Here is a 19,456-nt window from a genome sequence, read left to right as displayed (position 1 = left end):
ACAATTACATTATAAATGACTTGTCAATTTTTGTCGACATTTAGTAATTTACTCCTAATAACATCAGGAATTAGAAGCATTTTAAATTTATGTTATAGTATTCATCAATATTCTTTTTCAAAGCTATCAAGCAATGCACGCACTTCATCTGTTGATTTCGTATTCATCAATTGATTTCTTAATTCACCAGCCCCACGGAATCCTTTGACATAGATTTTGAAAAAGCGATGAAGCCCTGTGATGGAACGAGGCAGTACTTCCGCATATTGATCTTGAAGATCGAGCTGCAATCTCAAAAGATCTAGGTATTCTTTACTGCTATGCTCTTTCGGCTCTTTTTCAAAAGCAAAGGGATTTTTAAAAATACCTCGGCCAATCATAACGCCATCAATCCCATATGCTTTCGCAAGCTCCAGCCCTGTTTGACGATCAGGAATATCTCCATTGATGGTAAGTAGCGTATTTGGTGCAATATGGTCACGTAATTTTTTGATTTCAGGAATAAGCTCCCAATGCGCATCTACTTGGCTCATTTCCTTTCTTGTTCGTAAATGAATAGAAAGATTGGCAATATTCTGTTTTAAAATATGCGTTAGCCACTCTTCCCACTCATCTACATCCTTATAGCCAAGTCGTGTTTTCACACTAACAGGCAACCCGCCCGTTTTTGCTGCTTGAATAAGTTCCGCTGCAATGTCTGGACGTAAAATCAGGCCACTTCCTTTTCCTCTTGTAGCCACATTCGGTACAGGGCAGCCCATATTAATATCAATGCCTTTAAATCCAAGCTCTGCCATACCAATACTCATTTGACGGAAATATTCGGGATTATCTCCCCAAATATGAGCCACCATCGGCTGTTCATCTTCTGTAAAAATCAAACGGCCCCGCACACTTTTCATGCCTTCAGGATGACAATAGCTATCCGAGTTTGTAAACTCCGTGAAAAATACATCTGGTCGACCTGCTGCACTTACTACGTGACGAAAAACAACATCTGTCACATCTTCCATCGGTGCAAGTACGAAAAATGGTCGTGGTAAATCACGCCAAAAATTATCTATCATTTCAAATCCAAATCCTCTCAACTATAAAAAATAAAAAGTATCTTTTACACTTATATCATGCTTAATAACTTATTATCAAACACAAGTACTTTTGGACATTTATTATTTGTAAAAAATATTATGAAAATCGCAAAAAAGCAGATGGTATAGATTTTTCTATATCCACTGCTTTCCTATTACGCCAACTCCAACCCGACACTGCTTCACAAAGTATCCAATGCCTTTTAATTCTTATCCAAAAATAACATATAAAAAGGCAATTCAAGATAACACACATTTTCTTGAACTGCCCATAAATTGAAACTATTAATTCGATTCTACATTCTCATCTTTGGAGTAATTATACTGAGAAGGATCAACTGGTGTATAACCCTTTGGTGTATAGAATCTCAATAAATCACCATTCACAACTTTATCAGACAAATGCAACTTATGATCTACTTCATTTTTGATCGTTTTCGCAGACTCTAATTGACTATCATCTAGTAATAATCCTGTTTTATTATCATAAAACTTTTCATTAATTGAAGCAATTGTTGGACTGACATAATCACCATTTCTAAATGGCACAATTTCATCATGCTCTTCTGATAATAAATCTGAACCAAATTGAACAAATTTTTGCGTATCAATTCCTAGTAAATGTAATACCGTCGGAAGAAGGTCTGTTTGGCCTCCATAAGTATGGTCAGTTCCTCCTTGCATTCCTGGAACATGTATAAATAATGGTACGCGTTGTAAATTAGCACTTTCAAATGGTGTAATTTCTTTGCCAATCACTTGTTCCATCGCTGTATTATGATTATCAGAAATACCATAATGGTCACCATAAAGAACAATCATCGTATTATCATATAAGCCTAATTCTTTTAGTTGATTGAAAACCTGTTCGATTGCTTCATCAGCATAACGAGCAGTTTGGAAATAATTATCAACACTAGGATCTCCAGTATTAGCTTTATCAATCGTTACTAAATTTTGATCCATTTTATATGGATAGTGATTCCCTACCGTAATTAATTTTGTATAAAAAGGTTGTGGTAAGGAACTTAAAAGACTTTGAGATTGTTCAAAGAAAGGTTTATCTAACACACCATACTCAGCCATATCACCTGAAGAATCTGTATTATAATAACTAGCATCAAAGAATTTGTCGTATCCAAATGATTTATAAATCACATTTCGGTTCCAGAAGCTTCCGTTATTACCGTGGAATACAGCAGATGTATAACCATGATCTTTTAAAATACTAGGAGCTGCCTGGTACGTATTTTGTGCTTTTGTAATATAAGCAGAACCTTGAGGTAACCCAAATAAAGAATTTTCCAGCATAAATTCTGCATCGGACGTTTTACCTTGACCTGTTTGATGGAAGAAATTATCAAAATACATTGTATTCTTATCTTTAGTTAATGAATTTAAAAATGGCGTAACTTCTTCACCGTTTAATTTATAATTGATAAGGAAATTTTGGAATGATTCTAAATGTAAATAGATAACGTTCATTCCTTTTGCTGCACCAAAATATTTTGCATTAGGTTTGGCATAGTTTGATTTTGTATAGTTAATTACTTCTGTAATATCACTACTATCCGCCAAAGCTCTTTGTGAAGATGCTTTCATCGTTTCGACTGAATCATAAATCGTATAGTTATACATTCCTAGATATTTCACAATATAGTTTCTATCAAAACCTCGAGATAATAATTGCGGACGATCAGCTTCAGCTAGTCCTAAATTTAGGACGGATATAGCCAATGCAAATGCAATGATTGCCGTTGCTTTTTTATAACCTAAACGATTAGACTCTTTTTGTATTTTTCTTGAAAATCGTAGATAAAACATGACAAATACATCCACAAAGAACAAGATATCATAAGATTTTAATAGTGAGAGAACACTACCACCTAAATCTCCAAAGTTCTGAGTTTGGGAAAGTGTAGGTAATGTAATGAAATCACTAAAAAATCGGTAATAAACAATATTGGCATATAAAAGTATAGACATCAAAGTGTAAATTATAACAAGTGATGTATATTTTCGTTTTCCTCTAAATAAAAATGAAAATCCAAGAAATAGCATTGCTGAACCTAGTGGATTTATTAATAAAAGGAATTGTTGAAAGACTCCCTCTAAGCCTAGGTCAAATTGTGATAGTTGACTAATATATGTTTTAAACCATAGCATTAAAACAGCTAATAAATATATTCCTAAAAAGTTGTGTAATAGGTCATCTTTTTTACTTACTAGATTTTTCATTTTTGCACCTACCTTTTACTTATTTAAATTAAAATCTAAAATAAGTATTGCATTTTGAAAATATGTTACTTCGCAATAGTTTTTTAGCGACTAATGTATCGTACTCCCCATTTAAACTTCTGTCAAGTTGTTAACTACCATAAAGACAATTAGTATAATCATTGCTAATTAACATAAATATTGACATAGAAAAAATACCATAAAAATGTTATGTTACTAACATTTTTATGGTATTTTAATCCAAAATTTTTTTAGGTACTGGTGGGTAAAATTGACTCTGCTAATTACTGTATCTTTTACATTCACTTACAAAACCTTGATAAACGACTCTTTGAAGAATTATTTCATTATGTAGCCAAGTTTGATTACCTCAAGTCTTTCTTTTTTCTTCTTTTCTCCTTTTTGATTCTTTTACATAATTAATATAGTTCCCTATCCCTTCTATTGCTGAAACTGCAATGATGGCCCATTCTAGTGCATTAACATCTCTTAGTGATTCCTTTCCATAGAATAATGTAACGCTAGCAATAAACCCATAGAGGATGGCTTTAGAAAAATACTCCCAAATAGGAGAATAATTTTCTATATTAATTTTTTCGTATATTTTGTCTATTACAATTACCATTCCTAAAATGATAACTACGGTTATAATAAATTCTGTCTTCATAGTCCGCCTCCATAAAAAATTTTACTTCATTATAATTTCTTCGAAAATACCTTTAATCCATTTATGTACCGAAAAAGAACGAATTTCCTACTAGAAATTCGTTCTTTTATCATTTCATTAAACTAACTTTAACCACGCTACGGCTTCGCAATGTGTGGAGTGCGGGAACATGTCAACTGGTTGAATTTCCTGTGTTTGATAGCCGCCATCCTCCAGAATACGTAGGTCGCGCGCAAGTGTGGCTGGATTACATGATACATAGACAACCCGCTTCGGACGTTGCTCTAAAATGGTGTTTAAAAGTGCCTCATCACACCCTTTACGTGGTGGGTCTACAACAAGCACATCGGCTTCTTTGCCTTCCTTATACCAACGTGGAATTACTTCTTCTGCTGGACCTGTCTCAAAATACGTATTTGTAAAGCCGTTCAGCGCTGCGTTACGCTTGGCATCTTCAATAGCTTGTGGGACAATTTCTACGCCCATGACTGCCTTTGCTTTTTGAGCAAGGAATAGAGAAATAGTACCGATTCCACAGTAGGCATCAATTACTCGTTCGTCACCCTGTAGATCAGCGTAGTCTAGTGCTTGCTTGTAAAGAACTTCAGTCTGTTCAGGGTTTACTTGATAGAATGAACGAGCTGAAATTTCAAAGCATACATCACCAATTGTATCGATAATAACATCCTTGCCCCATAGATTTATGGTTTCATCACCGAAAATGACATTTGTTTTGTTACTGTTGATGTTTTGCATAATTGATGTGACATTCGGTAAAAGCTTTTGTATTATCGCAACGGCTGCCTCTTTTTGAGGGAACTTTTTCTTTTTCGTAACGAGTACAACCATGATTTCCCCAGTTGCACGAGCTGTACGAATGATTACGTGACGTAGCATTCCCTCATGTGATAGCTCATTGTATGGTAGGATACCCGTTGCGGCTAACTCCTTTTTCAAGCCAGCAAGAATAGCATCCGCTTCACCTGTTTGAATTAAACAACGTTCCATATCGACAATGCTATGCGTCTTCGTTTTATAAAAACCTGCTATTGCTTGTCCTGCTTCATTTACGGAAAAAGGGATTTGCGCTTTATTACGGTAATGCCAAGGCTCTTTCATACCTTTAACTGGAAGAACTGGCGCATTAATTTTACCAATACGTTGCATAACGTTCCGTACCATATTTTCTTTCCATTTTAGCTGCCCCTCATAAGATAAATGCTGTAATTGGCAGCCACCACATTGCTGGAAATAGTCACAAGGTGCATCCACACGATCAGGAGACGGCTTGATAATTTCTACAACTTTGGCAAAGCCGTAATTTTTTAAGGTTTTCAACACATGGATTTGAGCTGTTTCGTTAGGAAGTGCGCCCTGTATAAATAGCGAATAGCCCTCAACCTTTGCCACGCCATTGCCGTCATGTGTTAAATCTTCTATATAAACTGTTAGTCGATCATTTTTTTTCACGGGTGCTGACATTCATACATCCTCCATTTCAATCTTCTTATTGTAGCATGTGTTGGCGCATGAAAAAAGAACAAGGCTTGTTATTGGGAAACTATCTTATGAGCAGAGTAAATCAGATTGGCGTAATTTATCTGGGTAGATGACCAGAACTACTCTTTGCCTGAGCAGTTTCTTTTGCTACCTGAGCGACTCTTCTTTTGGCCAGAGCAGTTCTTTCTGTTACCTGAGCAATTCTCCTCCTGACCCGAGCGGATTTTTCTCCTACCTGAGCGACTCTTCTCTTGGCCCGAGCAGTTCTTTCTGCTACTGAGCAATTCTCCTCCTGACCCGAGCGGATTTTTCTCCTACCTGAGCAATTCTTCTCTTGACCCGAGCGGATTTTTCTACTACCTGAGCGATTATCCTCTTAACCCGAGCAGATCTCACTTCGCCCTGAGCGGTTCTCCTATTTGCCTGAGCAGTTCTTTCTGCTACCTGAGCAATTCTTCTTTCCTTTAACTGAACAAATCTAATCAGCCCTACTCTGCAGAAAAAAGAGCCGCTATTCGCGACTCTCTTCCTGTTCTTTTGCTATATGACGATCTTTGGGTGCCCACCAAAACGCAGCGATAATTCCTAGAATTACTACAATAAATGGCGCATAAAACATAAGAAACTTTTCCATTATTCTTTCCTCCTATGCATGATTGTCTTCTTTTCCTGTCACATAATTTTTGTTGAATAAGAATAACTTTAGCAATAAAAATAGTGATGGAATAAGCAGACATAATCCCAAAATAAATGCAATCACGAGTGCAATCGCCATTTGAGTGCTGGTGAAGCTATCATAAATTGTTAAATATGGGTACAGTAAATATGGATATTGTGCGATACCATAGGCAAAGAATGCTACTGCGAATTGGGCAATCAATAGGCCTACAGCCAGACCATAATTTTTTCGCATCGCTATTAATAGTACCGTAATAATAAATAGTACTGCTGAAATGGCAAAGAGCCACCATAAATCAACCATATGATTATAGCTCTCTGGGTTGATGGCTTTCATTTCATACATAATGCCAAGCGCACTAACCATTAAAGGTGCGGCCCAGATAAGCGCATATTTTCGCATTAGATTTGTGGCTTCCTTATCCTTTGCTTTATGGGCATACCATGTTAAAAATACAGCTGAAATATAAAGTACAGCAGCTATGCTCAAAACGACAATACTCCAGGCAAAAGCACTTGTGTAGAGCGTCCAATAATTTAAGACGGGTTGCCCGTTTACAATGTCAACATATCCCCCACCAGCAATCGCAAATACTACGGATAGAGAGGCTGGGATAAGTAAGCCTGCTACACCATATGTCAGTGTGTATCCAATATGTCCCCGCGAGCCGTATGATTCAAACGCATAGTAAGAGCCTCGTATTGCAAGGAGCACAAGTGAAATACTAACTGGCACAAGTAAAATCGTTCCATAATAAAAGGCTGTTTGTGGGAAGAATCCTACAATCCCAACAAAGAAAAATACTAAAAAGACATTCGTCACTTCCCAAACAGGTGATAAATAACGCTTAATAATATTTGTTAAAATATGATTTTTCCCAATGAGTAGACTATAGGCATTAAAGAAGCCTGCTCCAAAATCAATCGAAGCGACAATGACATAGCCGAATAGGAAAATCCATAGTACTGATATACCTAAAATCTCTAATGTCATAGGAAATCACCGCCTTTTTCAGAATGGCGATCTTCAATTTCACGTTCAATTGGATTCTTTTTGAACATACGAACCAAAACCACAATACTCCCTATTGCCAATACAGCATATACACCAGTAAATAATAGCATCATTAAATCTACATGATCACTTGTAGTTGCTCCCTCTGGTGTTCGCATTAAACCATATAAAATCCAAGGTTGTCGTCCAACTTCTGCGAGCCACCAGCCAGCTTCAATAGCAATGATAGAAAGTGGCCCTCCTGCGACAATAACCCATCTAAACCAACGTGTGTGGATAAATTGCCAGCCACGTGCTTTCCCCAGCACGTAGAGCAGTGAAACAAGCACCATGAACATGCCGATAAACACCATAATATTAAAGAGATAGTGAATATACAGAGGGGGACGGTCTTCCTCTGCAAATTGGTCTAAACCAATGACCTTTGCAGTTGGATTATTATAAGCCAAAATACTAAGGGCATATGGAACCTTTATGGCATATTTCACTTCCTCACCATCTAACACACCAAAAAGTATAAGTGAAGCTTTATCTTCGGTTTCAAAATGCCATTCAGCTGCTGCTAATTTTTCTGGCTGATATTCTGCTAAGTACTTTCCTGAAAAATCTCCGATAATTGCGGCTGCAATAGAGAAAATCAGGCCTATCTTCATCAGTAATAATAATGATTTTTTATGGTACACATGCTTAGAACCTCGAAGCATACGGTATCCTGCAATTGCTGCTAAGACAAATGCTGATGTCATATAGGCTGTCACAAGAACATGAGCTACCTTTGTTGGCATTGCTGGATTAAACATTGCTAAAAATGGTTGGATATTCACTAGCTGCCCATCTACAATATCAAAGCCTTGTGGTGCGTTCATAAATGCGTTGACAATCGTAATAAACACAGCGGACATAGATGCACCAACAGCTACAGGAATTAGTAGCAACATGTGCTTTCTCTGACTATCAAAGCGATCCCATGTGTACAAATAAATTCCCAAGAAAATGGCTTCAAAGAAAAATGCAAACGTTTCCATAAAAAGTGGTAACGCAATTGTTTGACCAGCAAGTTGCATAAAGTTTGGCCATAATAACGATAACTGTAAGCCAATTGCAGTCCCTGTTACTACACCGACTGCCACAGTAATAACAAAACCACGTGCCCAACGTCTTGCCATTAAGATATAATGCTCATCATTCTTTTTATACCCAGTCCATTGAGCAATCATAATCATTAACGGGACACCCACACCAATCGTTGCATAAATAATATGGAACGATAATGTTAGCTCTGTTAATGCTCTACTCCAAAAGACTGCTGATTCATTAATCATCTCATTGCCCCCTAACTTCCAAATATTCTTCCAAGAATGGAAAGTAGCATAATAATTGCAACACCGAAGCTTAGCCAAATGAGCTTTCTTTCCTGTGACTTATACAAAGGCAACACTTCCTTTCCCTTAGCTATACCCCCATTTTCCACTATTACAACGAAAAAAACCTTTAAAACGGACCGAAATTTCAGCCTATTATAAAGGTTTCAAATTTTGTTCAAGTAATATACGCACATTTGCCAAACATTTTTCTTAATTCATTCACAATCAATGATCTTCATGAATTTTAACCTATTCATGGGAATTAACACCAAAAAATTGAGCGGTTTTTTAGAACCATAATTAGATGAAAAATTGAAACTTAAGTAATTTTAATCCATTAATGAATAGCATGCTTTTTTGAGTGTTTTCCTTTGACTATCGGGCAGAATCATCTCTTTTTAAGCTTACTCTCACTAGTCCAGTACTCTTGTTAAGCTCTTTCTTTCACCATTGAGCAAAGAATATCCAAATTGATCCTCCAATTAATCAATCACACTTAAAATCAAAAGAAAAGCTTTCTTGCACTGGATTAAGCACAAGAAAGCTCCTTGGTTTATTTATTCAATTAAAATACGATCTTCCTCACGAATATCTGCAAGTGGTACAAAAATTTCAATATGGCGTTTTAGATTTTCAAACGTGGCAGGTGCATCTCCACCATATTCGCCATCTAGGTTTAGATGTATTTCATCTTCTGTTGTCACTTTTACCACACTAGCTTTTTTATAAATTACTCGATCATCATTTAAATGCTCGCCTCTTAAAGCCATTGCGGCTAGCTGAATAAATTCAGGGAGGCTTACTTTTTTCAATACTAATAACGTAAAGTATCCATCATTGATGCTTGCGTCTGGTGCAAGCTTTTCAAAGCCACCCACTGAATTTGTTAAACCACATAAAAACATCATTGCATCGCCATCGAAAACCTCACCATCATATTCAATACGCATGTGAGAAGCCTTGAGGGATGGAATCATTTCTACTGCTTTTAAGTAATAAGCTAGCTGCCCGAGCATTGTTTTCATTTTGCTTGGTACTTCGTAGGTTAACTCGGTAATGCGACCACCAGCAGCAATATTGATGAAATAGCGTTCCCCATTTAATAAACCTACATCCACTGGCAACGTATCACCCTTTATAATAATATCGACAGCATCTTCAATATTTCGGGGTATATGCACTGCACGGGCAAAGTCATTTGTTGTGCCCATCGGAATTAAACCAACTTTTGGACGTTTTTCGAATGGGCTCACACCTGAAACAACTTCATTTAATGTGCCATCCCCACCAACTGCAATAATGATATCAAAGCCACGTTCTACTGCATTTTTTGCCGCAATGGTTGCATCGCCTTCACAAGTTGTTGCATGACAAGATGTCTCATAGCCTGCTACCTCTAGTTTTTCCAATACTTCTGGTAGATGCTTTTTAAATACCTCTCGTCCAGATGTAGGATTATAAATGATTCTTGCTCGTTTCATAACATACCTTCCTGCTTCATAAGATTCTATTTCATTCAACGAATTATTCGCCGAAATGTTGCACTGTATAAATAGCAGATGCCTCTCAATTAACGACTACTTCAAAACTGATGTCACTTGTTTTTTAAAATCTTCATAAACAAATGTCCAATAGGATTGATTCGTTATATTTTCCTCACGAATTTCTGCATATAATGCCTTTTGAGCATCTTCAAATGTAGGATCTTCTTTATCGGGTAGTCCTGCTCGTTTGCTCACTACTAGTTCCTGTAATTGTGGTGCACGAGGTCCCCATTTGCCGATAACCTGTCCAGCATCATCTAGTAAAAGATAAATTGGAATAGCGCGACCACCATTTGTTAAATAGCGATCAATTAAATTTGTATCCTCATCACGTAGTACAGCACGCATATCTAGGCCTGCCGCTTCTGCAATTCGGCGAATAATCGGATTGTTTAGCATAGCATCACCACACCAATCCTCTGTAATTGTTAAAATTTTAGGATGCTTGTCTTTTAGCAGCTCGACAAAGCCATCATTTGTTGGCACTTCAAAGCCATCATAAATGCGAAGGCTCTCCTCTTTTAGCGTTGTCATGTTATCCATATATTGCTGAATTGATATTGCTTCATTAAAATATTGTTGCTCTGTTTTCATCGTTGGTATCCCCCTAATGTTTTTATTTTCTATTCTATATTTTGCTATGAATACTCTTTTTAGACAACTGTAAAGCTTTATCAATTTCGCACCTGTAGGGGTGGGAGTCTTCTACTGAATAAAGATAAAAATAATGAACTTCTTTATTTATAACCTATAATTTATAGATAAGCTATTATATTATAGAACATCGTACATAAGCGGTAGATAAAAGAGGAGGTATAAATTTCCGTTGTAATGATCGAAAAACGGGACGATATTTATTTACCACAAGATCTACGAAGTGGCAACACTTGCAACGATTATCGAAAATTTAACTTAATGCTCGGCAATTGTATCGCTCTTCACTTGATCTGGATGAAAATTAAGTGTAAGCCAAACTATAAAAAGGAAAGATGGTACTAAGGCTTAGCCTAGCACCATCTTTTTTTAACGCTTTGCAATTTCTTGTTGTAATAATTTATTGACCATTGGAGGGTTTGCTTGGCCTTTTGTAGCCTTCATAATTTGACCTACTAAGAAGCCGATAGCACGATCCTTACCATTTTTAAAGTCTTCGATTGATTGTGCATTATTGTCAAGAACCTCTGTAACAATGGCAAGTAATGCACCTTCATCAGAAATTTGAACTAAACCTTTTGCCTTGACGATATCTTGTGCGGAGCCTCCATTTTCAACTAATTCGGCAAACACTTTTTTACCGATTTTAGAAGAAATTGTACCATCAGTGATTAATTTCACCATTTCAGCAAGATTTTCTGGCGTTAAAGCAGTGTCTTTAAGATCCTTTTGCTCTGCATTTAAGTAAGCAGAAACATCACCCATTAACCAGTTGGCAGAAAGCTTAGCATCTGCACCGTTAGCTACCATTGCCTCGAAGAAGTCTGAGATTTCTTTTGAAATAACAAGAACTCCTGCATCATATGGTGTTAAGCCTAATTCTTCAACGTAACGTTTTTTACGTGCATCTGGAAGCTCTGGAATTTCTGATTTTACACGCTCTAGCCATGCGTCATCAATAGAAAGACGAACTAAGTCAGGCTCAGGGAAATAACGATAATCGTCTGTTCCTTCTTTTACACGCATAAGGATTGTTTTACCTGTTTTTTCATCGAAGCGGCGCGTTTCTTGCTCGATAACACCACCAGAAAGAAGAACATCTGCTTGGCGTAACTCCTCATGCTCTAAACCACGACGAACAAAGTTGAAGGAGTTAAGGTTTTTAAGCTCTGTCTTCGTTCCAAATTCCTCTTGACCATATGGACGTATTGAAATGTTAGCGTCACAACGTAGTGAACCTTCTTCCATTTTACAGTCTGATACATCTGTATATTGGATAATGGATTTTAATTTTTCTAGATATGCATAGGCTTCATTTGGTGTACGAATGTCTGGCTCAGATACGATTTCTACCAGTGGTGTACCTTGACGGTTAAAGTCAACTAATGAGTGGTCACCAGCATGTGAAAGCTTCCCAGCATCCTCTTCCATATGAAGTCGCGTAATACCGATACGTTTTGTATAGCCGTCTACTTCAATATCAATCCAGCCGTTTTTACCGATTGGTTTATCGAATTGTGAGATTTGATAAGCTTTCGGATTGTCTGGATAGAAGTAATTTTTACGGTCAAATTTCGTTTCTTGCTCGATTTCCATGTTTAGTGCAAGAGCAGCACGCATTGCGAAATCTACCACATTTTTATTAAGAACTGGTAGGACACCAGGATATCCTAAGTCAATAACTGTTGTATTTGTATTTGGTTCAGCACCGAAATGAGCTGGTGCTGGAGAGAAGATTTTTGAGTTTGTTTTTAACTCAACGTGTACTTCTAAACCAATGACTGTTTCAAAGTTCATGTTATTTTCCCTCCCACATTTGAGGAACTTGTTTATGGAACTCCGTTGCTTGTTCAAAAGCATGAGCTACACGGTAAATAGTTGCTTCATCGAAGTATTTACCAATAATTTGTAAACCTAGTGGTAGGCCATTTTCAAAGCCACAAGGAATTGAAATGGCAGGTACGCCCGCTAAGTTCATTGGGATTGTTAAAATATCGTTTGCATACATTGTCATAGGATCATCTACGTTTTCACCAATTTTGAATGCCGGTGTTGGAGATGTAGGCCCAATGATTACGTCAAAGTCTTCAAATACTTTGTCGTAGTCTGCTTTAATTAATGTACGTGCTTGTTGTGCTTTTTTGTAATAAGCGTCATACGTACCAGCACTTAATGAGTAAGTTCCAAGCATAATACGACGTTTTACTTCATCACCAAAGCCTTGAGCACGTGTTTCTTTATAAAGGTCCATTAAATTTGTAACGTTTTCTGCGCGGAAACCATAGCGGATACCGTCAAATCGAGAAAGGTTCGAGGACGCTTCAGAAGAAGATAAGATATAGTAAGCAGCCAGTGCATATTTAGAGTGAGGAAGTGAGACTTCTTCTACTGTAGCACCTAAGCCTTTTAATACTTCTAACGCATCTAAAACTGACTGACGTGCTGCTTCACCAACACCTTCACCAAGAAATTCTTTTGGTATAGCGATGCGTAAGCCTTTGACATCACCAGTTAGTGCTGCTGCATAGTTTGGTACTTCTACGTTTGCAGACGTTGAATCATTAGGATCTAAACCTGCGATTGCCTCAAGTAAAAGAGCATTGTCTTCAACATTACGTGTAATTGGTCCGATTTGATCTAAAGAAGATGCAAATGCTACTAGTCCAAAACGCGATACACGACCATATGTAGGCTTCATCCCCACCACACCGCAATAAGCTGCTGGTTGACGGATAGAACCACCCGTATCAGAACCAAGTGAGAATGGTACTTCCCCTGCTGCTACTGCTGCGGCAGATGCACCTGAAGAACCACCTGGTACGTGGTTTAAGTTCCAAGGATTTTTTGTTGTTTTATAGTATGAGTTTTCATTGGAAGACCCCATTGCGAACTCATCCATATTTAGTTTACCGATCGTTACCATTCCGGCATCACGTAGCTTTTTTACTACAGTTGCATCATATATTGGCATAAAGCCTTCTAGAATTTTAGAAGCACATGTTGTTTCTAAGCCTTCTGTTACGATGTTGTCTTTCACACCGATAGGAAGGCCAAAAAGTGGTCCACGCTCTTCAAATGGTACTTTGTCCATTTCAGCTGCTTGTGCAGTTGCTTTTTCTTCATTCGAAGCAAGGAAAGCTTGTACATCGCCATCAAGCTTGGCAATTCGTTCATATGCTTCTTTTGTTAAATCAGCGATAGTTAAGTTACCCGCTTTAATGTCAGCTTGTAGCTCCTTTGCTGAACGTTCAAATAACGTCATGAGGAATCCTCCTATTTTTTAGTATTACATGATAGCTGGTACTTTTACTTGACCATCTTCTTGTTCTTTTACGTTTAACATCATTACTTCGCGGTCTAAGCCTTTTGTTGCCACGTCTTCACGCATTACGTTTACTAGTGGTAGCACGTGAGTTGTTGGTTCAACATTCGTCGTATCTAGCTCGTTTAATTGCTCTGCGAAGTCTGTAATTTTACCAAGCTGTTCAGCAAATTTTTCTGCTTCCTCTTCTGTTATAGCAAGACGTGCTAAATTTGCAACGTGCTTAACTTCCTCTTTTGTTAATTTTGCCATTTTCCACACCTCCGAATACACATTCAAATCATTGTTTTTCTTGATAACAATAGGGTTGAATAAAGTTAACCATACAAATAATCATAACATTTTTCCTATTAAAAATCACAACTTTCACCAAAAATATAGAAACTTTCACTACTATGACAGAGTGTTGTCTCTTATAGGTGTAACAATTTCTTCATTATTTCTATCCTTTCACTTTATAGCTTTTCTTTGGATGGATGGATACATAAAAATATAGCCAGCACAGAGCTGACTATATTTTATTCATAGATATGCACATAAGGTTCTTTATCATTCGATTTCTTAATAATTAACGCCTCTGGGCCGTTTATCGAAGTAATGCTTACCTCAACATTGGTATTTCCGAAATAATTCATGAGAACACCAGTTAGATATTGGGTAAAACCAATAATTTCTGCTTGACCGAAGAATTGAATGGGTACTTCAATTTTTAGCTTTTGAATTTCTTTATTTTGGTAGAAGCCTGTTCCTATCACACTCGTATAGTTAGAAAAATATTGATCGATATCCAGTTTAAATTTCTTAAAGTTATTGCTATCCTCTCGATAAACATCCTTCGATTCATCGGTTGGGAATAGGACATATTCTTCATCAATCGCTTGCCAATCAGCTACATCATTTTGTCCAGCTTTTGCAACGCCATAGCTAAAATATGTCCCTGGAATAATATCATTATTAGCTTTTTGTTTAAATAAGCCTACTACAATCGGGACATCTTTCAATTCTTCACGATCTCTTAAACGAGAAACAATTTCAGAAGCCATTTTCTTCCCTTGTTCAACAAGTGCTGATTCCGGTATTGGCTCCTCATAATACTCCCCATATTTTACTTTTTGATAATAATAAATAGAGTTTAAGGAAAGTCCAATTGAAATTCCACCTAATTTCACTTTATTATCTTTTGTTTTAGTTAAATAATTCTGCTCAACTATATGCGATAAATAAATGGGTGCCTTTTTTGCACGTTCCTCTGCTGGCATAGATTCCGTTGCTGGAGGATTTAAACCATCCTTTTCTTGAGAACTACGCTTCAGCCAATTAGTCACAGTGCTTTTAGCTAAATATTGACCCTCCTGGAAGAAAAAATTTTCTGTGTCAAACTCATTCTGAGAAAGGCGCATCAGGCCTGTTTCTACTTCCTTCATATCATATTTTGTATAAATATTAGAAACTACCAAACCTCTACTAGCACTTTCTTTGTAGGGAGTTAGCAGCTTGTAATAGGATTCATCTATCTTGAAGCTTGGAATAATTGTTGTTTCCGCTTTTTCCTTTTGTGTCTCCTGTGTAAGCTCTGTGTCCTTCTTAGTAGGTACACAGCCGACTAGCATTGTAGCAGCGATCATTGCTGGAATGAGTCGAAATGACTTCATTATTTTAATACTCCTTTACTGAAATTCAATTTTGATGAATTTGTACTTGTGAACAGAAAGCTGGCATGCAATTAAAATGCCTTAGCTTTCTGTCAAAGCTGTTAAGACAATACATCAAGTTACATCTAAATTGTTAAACGAGGTTGAGTTGTTCAATCAGGCTGTCCTCATTCCAAACCTCAATACCTAACTGCTCAGCTTTTGTTAGTTTAGAACCAGCATCAGCCCCTGCGATGACAAGATCTGTTTTTTTGCTGACACTCCCTGTAACAATTCCACCTAACTCTTCTATTTTCGCCTTTGCTTCGTTACGTGTCAATTGCTCAAGTTTACCAGTTAAGACAATTGTTTTACCTGCAAAAGGATTATCTCCTACAGTTACCTCTACCCTTTTACCTTTATACATCATATTGACGCCTGCTTCCGCTAGACGACCAATTACTGCACGTGCATCCTCATTTGAAAAATACTCGACAAGAGAAGAAGCCATTTTATCGCCAATTTCATAAATTTCAACTAGCTGCTCCTCTGTTGCTGCCATCACTGCCTCCATCGTTCCATATGTTTCGGACACTATTTTTGCAGCTTTTTCACCAACATGTCGTATCCCTAGTCCAATCAATAAGCGCTCCATTGAATTTTCCTTTGAGGCTTGAATAGCATGCACCAAATTTGTTGCTGATTTTTCACCCATTCGTTCAAGCTCAACAAGTTGTTCAACGGTTAAATGATATAAATCTGATACATCATGAATTAAATCCGCACGCAATAATTGCTCAACAACTTTGTCACCCAGACCATCAATGTTCATTGCATTTCGTGATACAAAGTATTTAATGCTTTCAGCAATTTGTGCAAAACATGCAGGATTTACACAGCGCAATGCTACTTCACCCTCGATACGAATCAGCTCACTATCACAGACCGGACAATTTTTAGGCATCTCGTAAGGCACTGAATTTTCAGGTCGTTGCTCCAGTAACACTCCTACAACTTGTGGAATAATGTCACCAGCTTTGCGGATGATGACTGTATCCCCTATACGAATATCCTTTTCGCGGATTAAATCTTCATTGTGCAATGATGCACGCTGAACTGTCGTACCCGCTACTTGAACAGGCGTTAAAATGGCAGTCGGCGTTACAACACCTGTACGTCCAACTGTTAAATCAATATCGAGTAAGGTTGTCACTACTTCCTCAGCAGGGAATTTATAAGCGATTGCCCAGCGAGGACTTTTTGCTGTATATCCTAGTTCATCCTGCTGAGCATAACGGTCCACCTTAATAACGATGCCGTCAATTTCATAAGCTAAATTCGAACGGTTTTCTGTCCATTTATCGATAAAGGCTAATACTTCCTCGATCGTTGAACAGCGTTGACGTTCCTTATTGGAAGGGAAACCTAGCCCCTCTAAATAATCAAGCATCTCTGCATGACCATCGATGCCATATACTTCACCATCACCGCCAATAGCATAAATGAATGTTGATAACTGACGACTTGCAGCAATTTTAGGATCTAACTGACGTAAAGAGCCAGCAGCTGCATTTCGAGGATTAGCAAACAGCTCCTCACCATTATCAGCACGCTGAGCGTTTAATGCTTCAAAGGATTTTTTTGGCATATAAGCCTCACCACGCACCTCTATTGTGATTGGCTCCTTTAAACGCAAAGGTATCGCGCGAATCGTTTTTAAGTTCGTCGTAATATCTTCTCCTACAATGCCATCTCCTCGTGTTGCTCCTTGTACAAAAACACCATTTTCATATTTCAAGGAAATAGCAAGACCATCGATTTTCAGCTCGCAAACATAGGAAAAGTGATCACCAATTGCTTGGCGCACTTTTCGGTCAAACTCTCGTAAATCTGCCTCATTAAAAGCATTAGAAAGGCTTAGCATAGGAAAATCATGCGTTACCTTTTTAAAGCCCTCTACTACTGCGCCACCAACTCGTTGGGTCGGTGAATCAGGATAAATTAATGAGGGATTTGCTTCCTCTAGCGCAATAAGCTCATGTAATAATTGATCATAGACACTATCTGCTACGATAGGTTGATCCAACACATAGTATGCATGACCATATTCATGCAGTAATTTATTTAATTCTGCAATGCGTTGTTCAATTTCGTTCATTTTAGTTCCTCCGCTTACGCTTTTTCAATAGGTGCAAATTGTGCAAGTAATCGCTTAATGCCGATTGGCTGTGGAAAAGCGATATCTAGCTCGGTACTATCACCCTCACCTTTTACACTGACAACCATACCTGTTCCCCATTTTTTATGGACGGCTTTATCTCCAGCCTTCCAGCCAAATTGGTCTCCGCCTGTTGCTTGTAAACGGGCGGTCGCAGGTTGCGTTCTTTGAATGTCTCCAAGTGTTCGCCTTTGATAATTACCTGCTGAACGGTTACTAGCTGTAAACGGAACTTCAGGGTTCGCGCCGCCCTTGGAAATAGATTCAATAATATCCTCTGAAATTTCACGTAAAAAACGAGAGGCATTGTTATAACTAGAACGACCAAAAATCGTTCGGCTTTGTGCACATGTCAAATACAAGCGCTCCTCTGCACGCGTGATGCCAACATACGCTAAACGCCGCTCCTCTTCCATTTCATCCATATCATCAAGCGAACGAGAATGTGGGAAAATATTTTCTTCCATTCCAATGATAAAGACAACAGGGAATTCCAAACCCTTTGCGGCATGCATTGTCATTAAAATGATATTGCCTTTGGATGTATCATCTTTATCTAATGCATCAATATCTGCAATAAGCGCTAAATCTGTTAGGAAGGCTATTAAGCTCTTATCATCACTACGCTCTTCAAATGCTTTTGTGACTGATAAAAATTCTTCAATATTTTCTAAACGGCTTTCTGCTTCAATGGTTTTTTCATTTTGTAACATAGCTCGATAACCAGATTTTTCGATCACCTGCTCTACCATTTCTGTAACCGATAAATATTCTTGCATCTCTGTAAAGCCTTTAATCATCGCATAGAATTGCTCTGCTGAATTTGCAGCCTTGCCTGATAGCCCCATAAACACAAGGTCATTCATAGCATCAAAAATTGAACGATCTTGTTCAATTGCGTAGCGCGCCATTTTTTCAAAGGAGGTAGCACCGATACTACGCTTTGGTTCATTAATAATACGTGCGAGCGATAAATCATCATCATTATTGGCAATCAGACGTAAATAAGCCAACAAATCCTTAATCTCTTTACGATCATAGAACTTTGTACCACCAACAATTTGATAAGCTATATTGGATTTAACAAGAACTTCCTCCATAACACGCGATTGAGCATTTGTACGATATAAAATCGCAAAATCATCGAATGAGCGATTATCTTTTTTCATAAGCTGTTGGATTGTTTGTATAACGAACTGTGCTTCCTCTTGCTCGTTATACGCTTTGTACAAGACGATTTTTTCACCTTCTGCATTTTCTGTACGCAGTTCTTTTGGGTAACGTGTTGTATTATTTTGAATGACGTCATTTGCTGCTTTTAGGATGCGTTTTGTTGAACGATAATTTTGTTCAAGCATAATGACCTTGGCATTTGGATAATCCTTTTCAAAGGACAGGATATTACCAATGTCTGCCCCACGCCAACGATAAATTGATTGATCTGAATCCCCTACAACACAAATGTTTTTAAATTTTTTAGCCAATAACTGCACAAGTAAGTACTGGGATTTATTGGATATGGATAGGTAAGCCTTTG

The 19,456-nt window shown here is 37.6% G+C and carries 15 protein-coding genes; all 15 read right to left on the bottom strand.

The annotated features are described in order from the left end of the window. Window positions 1–104 precede the first annotated feature (104 nt). Window positions 105–1,067 carry a tRNA dihydrouridine synthase gene (locus B2R82_RS10280; RefSeq protein ID WP_286924760.1) on the bottom strand — a complete coding sequence of 321 codons (963 nt, stop codon included), beginning with the start codon at window positions 1,065–1,067 and terminating at the stop codon, window positions 105–107. A gap of 306 nt (window positions 1,068–1,373) precedes the next feature. Next, entirely contained in the window at window positions 1,374–3,326 is a 1,953-nt protein-coding gene (locus B2R82_RS10275) for an LTA synthase family protein (protein WP_286924759.1), read from the bottom strand. A 370-nt stretch (window positions 3,327–3,696) separates the two neighbouring features. Further along, complete coding sequence (locus B2R82_RS10270) at window positions 3,697–3,993, bottom strand: hypothetical protein (RefSeq protein WP_286924758.1); 297 nt, start codon at window positions 3,991–3,993, stop codon at window positions 3,697–3,699. 117 nt (window positions 3,994–4,110) lie between these two features. Beyond that, the gene (rlmD, locus tag B2R82_RS10265) at window positions 4,111–5,475 is read right to left on the bottom strand and encodes a 23S rRNA (uracil(1939)-C(5))-methyltransferase RlmD (protein ID WP_286924757.1); all 1,365 of its coding nucleotides are present in this window, start codon (window positions 5,473–5,475) and stop codon (window positions 4,111–4,113) included. A 529-nt stretch (window positions 5,476–6,004) separates the two neighbouring features. Further along, on the bottom strand, window positions 6,005–6,127 hold the full coding sequence (gene cydS / locus B2R82_RS10260) for a cytochrome bd oxidase small subunit CydS (protein ID WP_286924756.1): 123 nt from the start codon (window positions 6,125–6,127) through the stop codon (window positions 6,005–6,007). 12 nt (window positions 6,128–6,139) lie between these two features. Beyond that, complete coding sequence (locus tag B2R82_RS10255) at window positions 6,140–7,165, bottom strand: cytochrome d ubiquinol oxidase subunit II (RefSeq protein ID WP_286924755.1); 1,026 nt, start codon at window positions 7,163–7,165, stop codon at window positions 6,140–6,142. Beyond that, window positions 7,162–8,508 carry a cytochrome ubiquinol oxidase subunit I gene (locus B2R82_RS10250; RefSeq protein ID WP_286924754.1) on the bottom strand — a complete coding sequence of 449 codons (1,347 nt, stop codon included), beginning with the start codon at window positions 8,506–8,508 and terminating at the stop codon, window positions 7,162–7,164. The genes B2R82_RS10255 and B2R82_RS10250 overlap by 4 nt, the downstream gene beginning before the upstream one ends. 599 nt (window positions 8,509–9,107) lie before the next feature. After that, a complete protein-coding gene (locus B2R82_RS10245; protein WP_283869688.1) occupies window positions 9,108–10,031 on the bottom strand; it encodes a diacylglycerol kinase in 924 nt (307 codons plus the stop codon). 96 nt (window positions 10,032–10,127) lie between these two features. Beyond that, window positions 10,128–10,688, bottom strand: a complete 561-nt coding sequence (locus tag B2R82_RS10240) for a thioredoxin family protein (RefSeq protein WP_286924753.1) — start codon at window positions 10,686–10,688, stop codon at window positions 10,128–10,130. Window positions 10,689–11,117: 429 nt separating this feature from the next. Then, window positions 11,118–12,545 (bottom strand): Asp-tRNA(Asn)/Glu-tRNA(Gln) amidotransferase subunit GatB, encoded by a 1,428-nt coding sequence (gene gatB / locus B2R82_RS10235; RefSeq protein ID WP_286924751.1) that lies wholly within the window; start codon window positions 12,543–12,545, stop codon window positions 11,118–11,120. Between the two features lies 1 nt (window position 12,546). Continuing rightward, a complete protein-coding gene (gene gatA / locus B2R82_RS10230) occupies window positions 12,547–14,010 on the bottom strand; it encodes an Asp-tRNA(Asn)/Glu-tRNA(Gln) amidotransferase subunit GatA (RefSeq protein WP_286924750.1) in 1,464 nt (487 codons plus the stop codon). 24 nt (window positions 14,011–14,034) lie between these two features. Then, on the bottom strand, window positions 14,035–14,322 hold the full coding sequence (gene gatC, locus B2R82_RS10225; protein ID WP_010857153.1) for an Asp-tRNA(Asn)/Glu-tRNA(Gln) amidotransferase subunit GatC: 288 nt from the start codon (window positions 14,320–14,322) through the stop codon (window positions 14,035–14,037). A 266-nt stretch (window positions 14,323–14,588) separates the two neighbouring features. Beyond that, window positions 14,589–15,722, bottom strand: a complete 1,134-nt coding sequence (locus B2R82_RS10220) for a CamS family sex pheromone protein (RefSeq protein WP_286924749.1) — start codon at window positions 15,720–15,722, stop codon at window positions 14,589–14,591. Between the two features lie 133 nt (window positions 15,723–15,855). Then, window positions 15,856–17,859 carry an NAD-dependent DNA ligase LigA gene (ligA, locus tag B2R82_RS10215; RefSeq protein ID WP_286924748.1) on the bottom strand — a complete coding sequence of 668 codons (2,004 nt, stop codon included), beginning with the start codon at window positions 17,857–17,859 and terminating at the stop codon, window positions 15,856–15,858. Window positions 17,860–17,873: 14 nt separating this feature from the next. Next, the coding region (locus B2R82_RS10210; protein WP_286924747.1) for a 3'-5' exonuclease at window positions 17,874–19,456 on the bottom strand (1,583 nt) is incomplete at its 5' end.

This window comes from Lysinibacillus sp. UBA6686, from assembly GCF_002455205.1.
Lineage (GTDB): Bacteria > Bacillota > Bacilli > Bacillales_A > Planococcaceae > Lysinibacillus > Lysinibacillus pakistanensis.
The sequence above is the reverse complement of the archived record's forward strand: the minus strand, read 5'-3'. Positions and strand labels throughout refer to the sequence as shown.

Bases quoted from the DNA above. Each gene is read 5' to 3' on its own strand.
- B2R82_RS10280 (WP_286924760.1), bottom strand. From the start codon at position 1,067: ATGATAGATAATTTTTGGCGTGATTTACCACGACCATTTTTCGTACTT.
- B2R82_RS10275 (WP_286924759.1), bottom strand. From the start codon at position 3,326: ATGAAAAATCTAGTAAGTAAAAAAGATGACCTATTACACAACTTTTTA.
- B2R82_RS10270 (WP_286924758.1), bottom strand. From the start codon at position 3,993: ATGAAGACAGAATTTATTATAACCGTAGTTATCATTTTAGGAATGGTA.
- rlmD (WP_286924757.1), bottom strand. From the start codon at position 5,475: ATGTCAGCACCCGTGAAAAAAAATGATCGACTAACAGTTTATATAGAA.
- cydS (WP_286924756.1), bottom strand. From the start codon at position 6,127: ATGGAAAAGTTTCTTATGTTTTATGCGCCATTTATTGTAGTAATTCTA.
- B2R82_RS10255 (WP_286924755.1), bottom strand. From the start codon at position 7,165: ATGACATTAGAGATTTTAGGTATATCAGTACTATGGATTTTCCTATTC.
- B2R82_RS10250 (WP_286924754.1), bottom strand. From the start codon at position 8,508: ATGATTAATGAATCAGCAGTCTTTTGGAGTAGAGCATTAACAGAGCTA.
- B2R82_RS10245 (WP_283869688.1), bottom strand. From the start codon at position 10,031: ATGAAACGAGCAAGAATCATTTATAATCCTACATCTGGACGAGAGGTA.
- B2R82_RS10240 (WP_286924753.1), bottom strand. From the start codon at position 10,688: ATGAAAACAGAGCAACAATATTTTAATGAAGCAATATCAATTCAGCAA.
- gatB (WP_286924751.1), bottom strand. From the start codon at position 12,545: ATGAACTTTGAAACAGTCATTGGTTTAGAAGTACACGTTGAGTTAAAA.
- gatA (WP_286924750.1), bottom strand. From the start codon at position 14,010: ATGACGTTATTTGAACGTTCAGCAAAGGAGCTACAAGCTGACATTAAA.
- gatC (WP_010857153.1), bottom strand. From the start codon at position 14,322: ATGGCAAAATTAACAAAAGAGGAAGTTAAGCACGTTGCAAATTTAGCA.
- B2R82_RS10220 (WP_286924749.1), bottom strand. From the start codon at position 15,722: ATGAAGTCATTTCGACTCATTCCAGCAATGATCGCTGCTACAATGCTA.
- ligA (WP_286924748.1), bottom strand. From the start codon at position 17,859: ATGAACGAAATTGAACAACGCATTGCAGAATTAAATAAATTACTGCAT.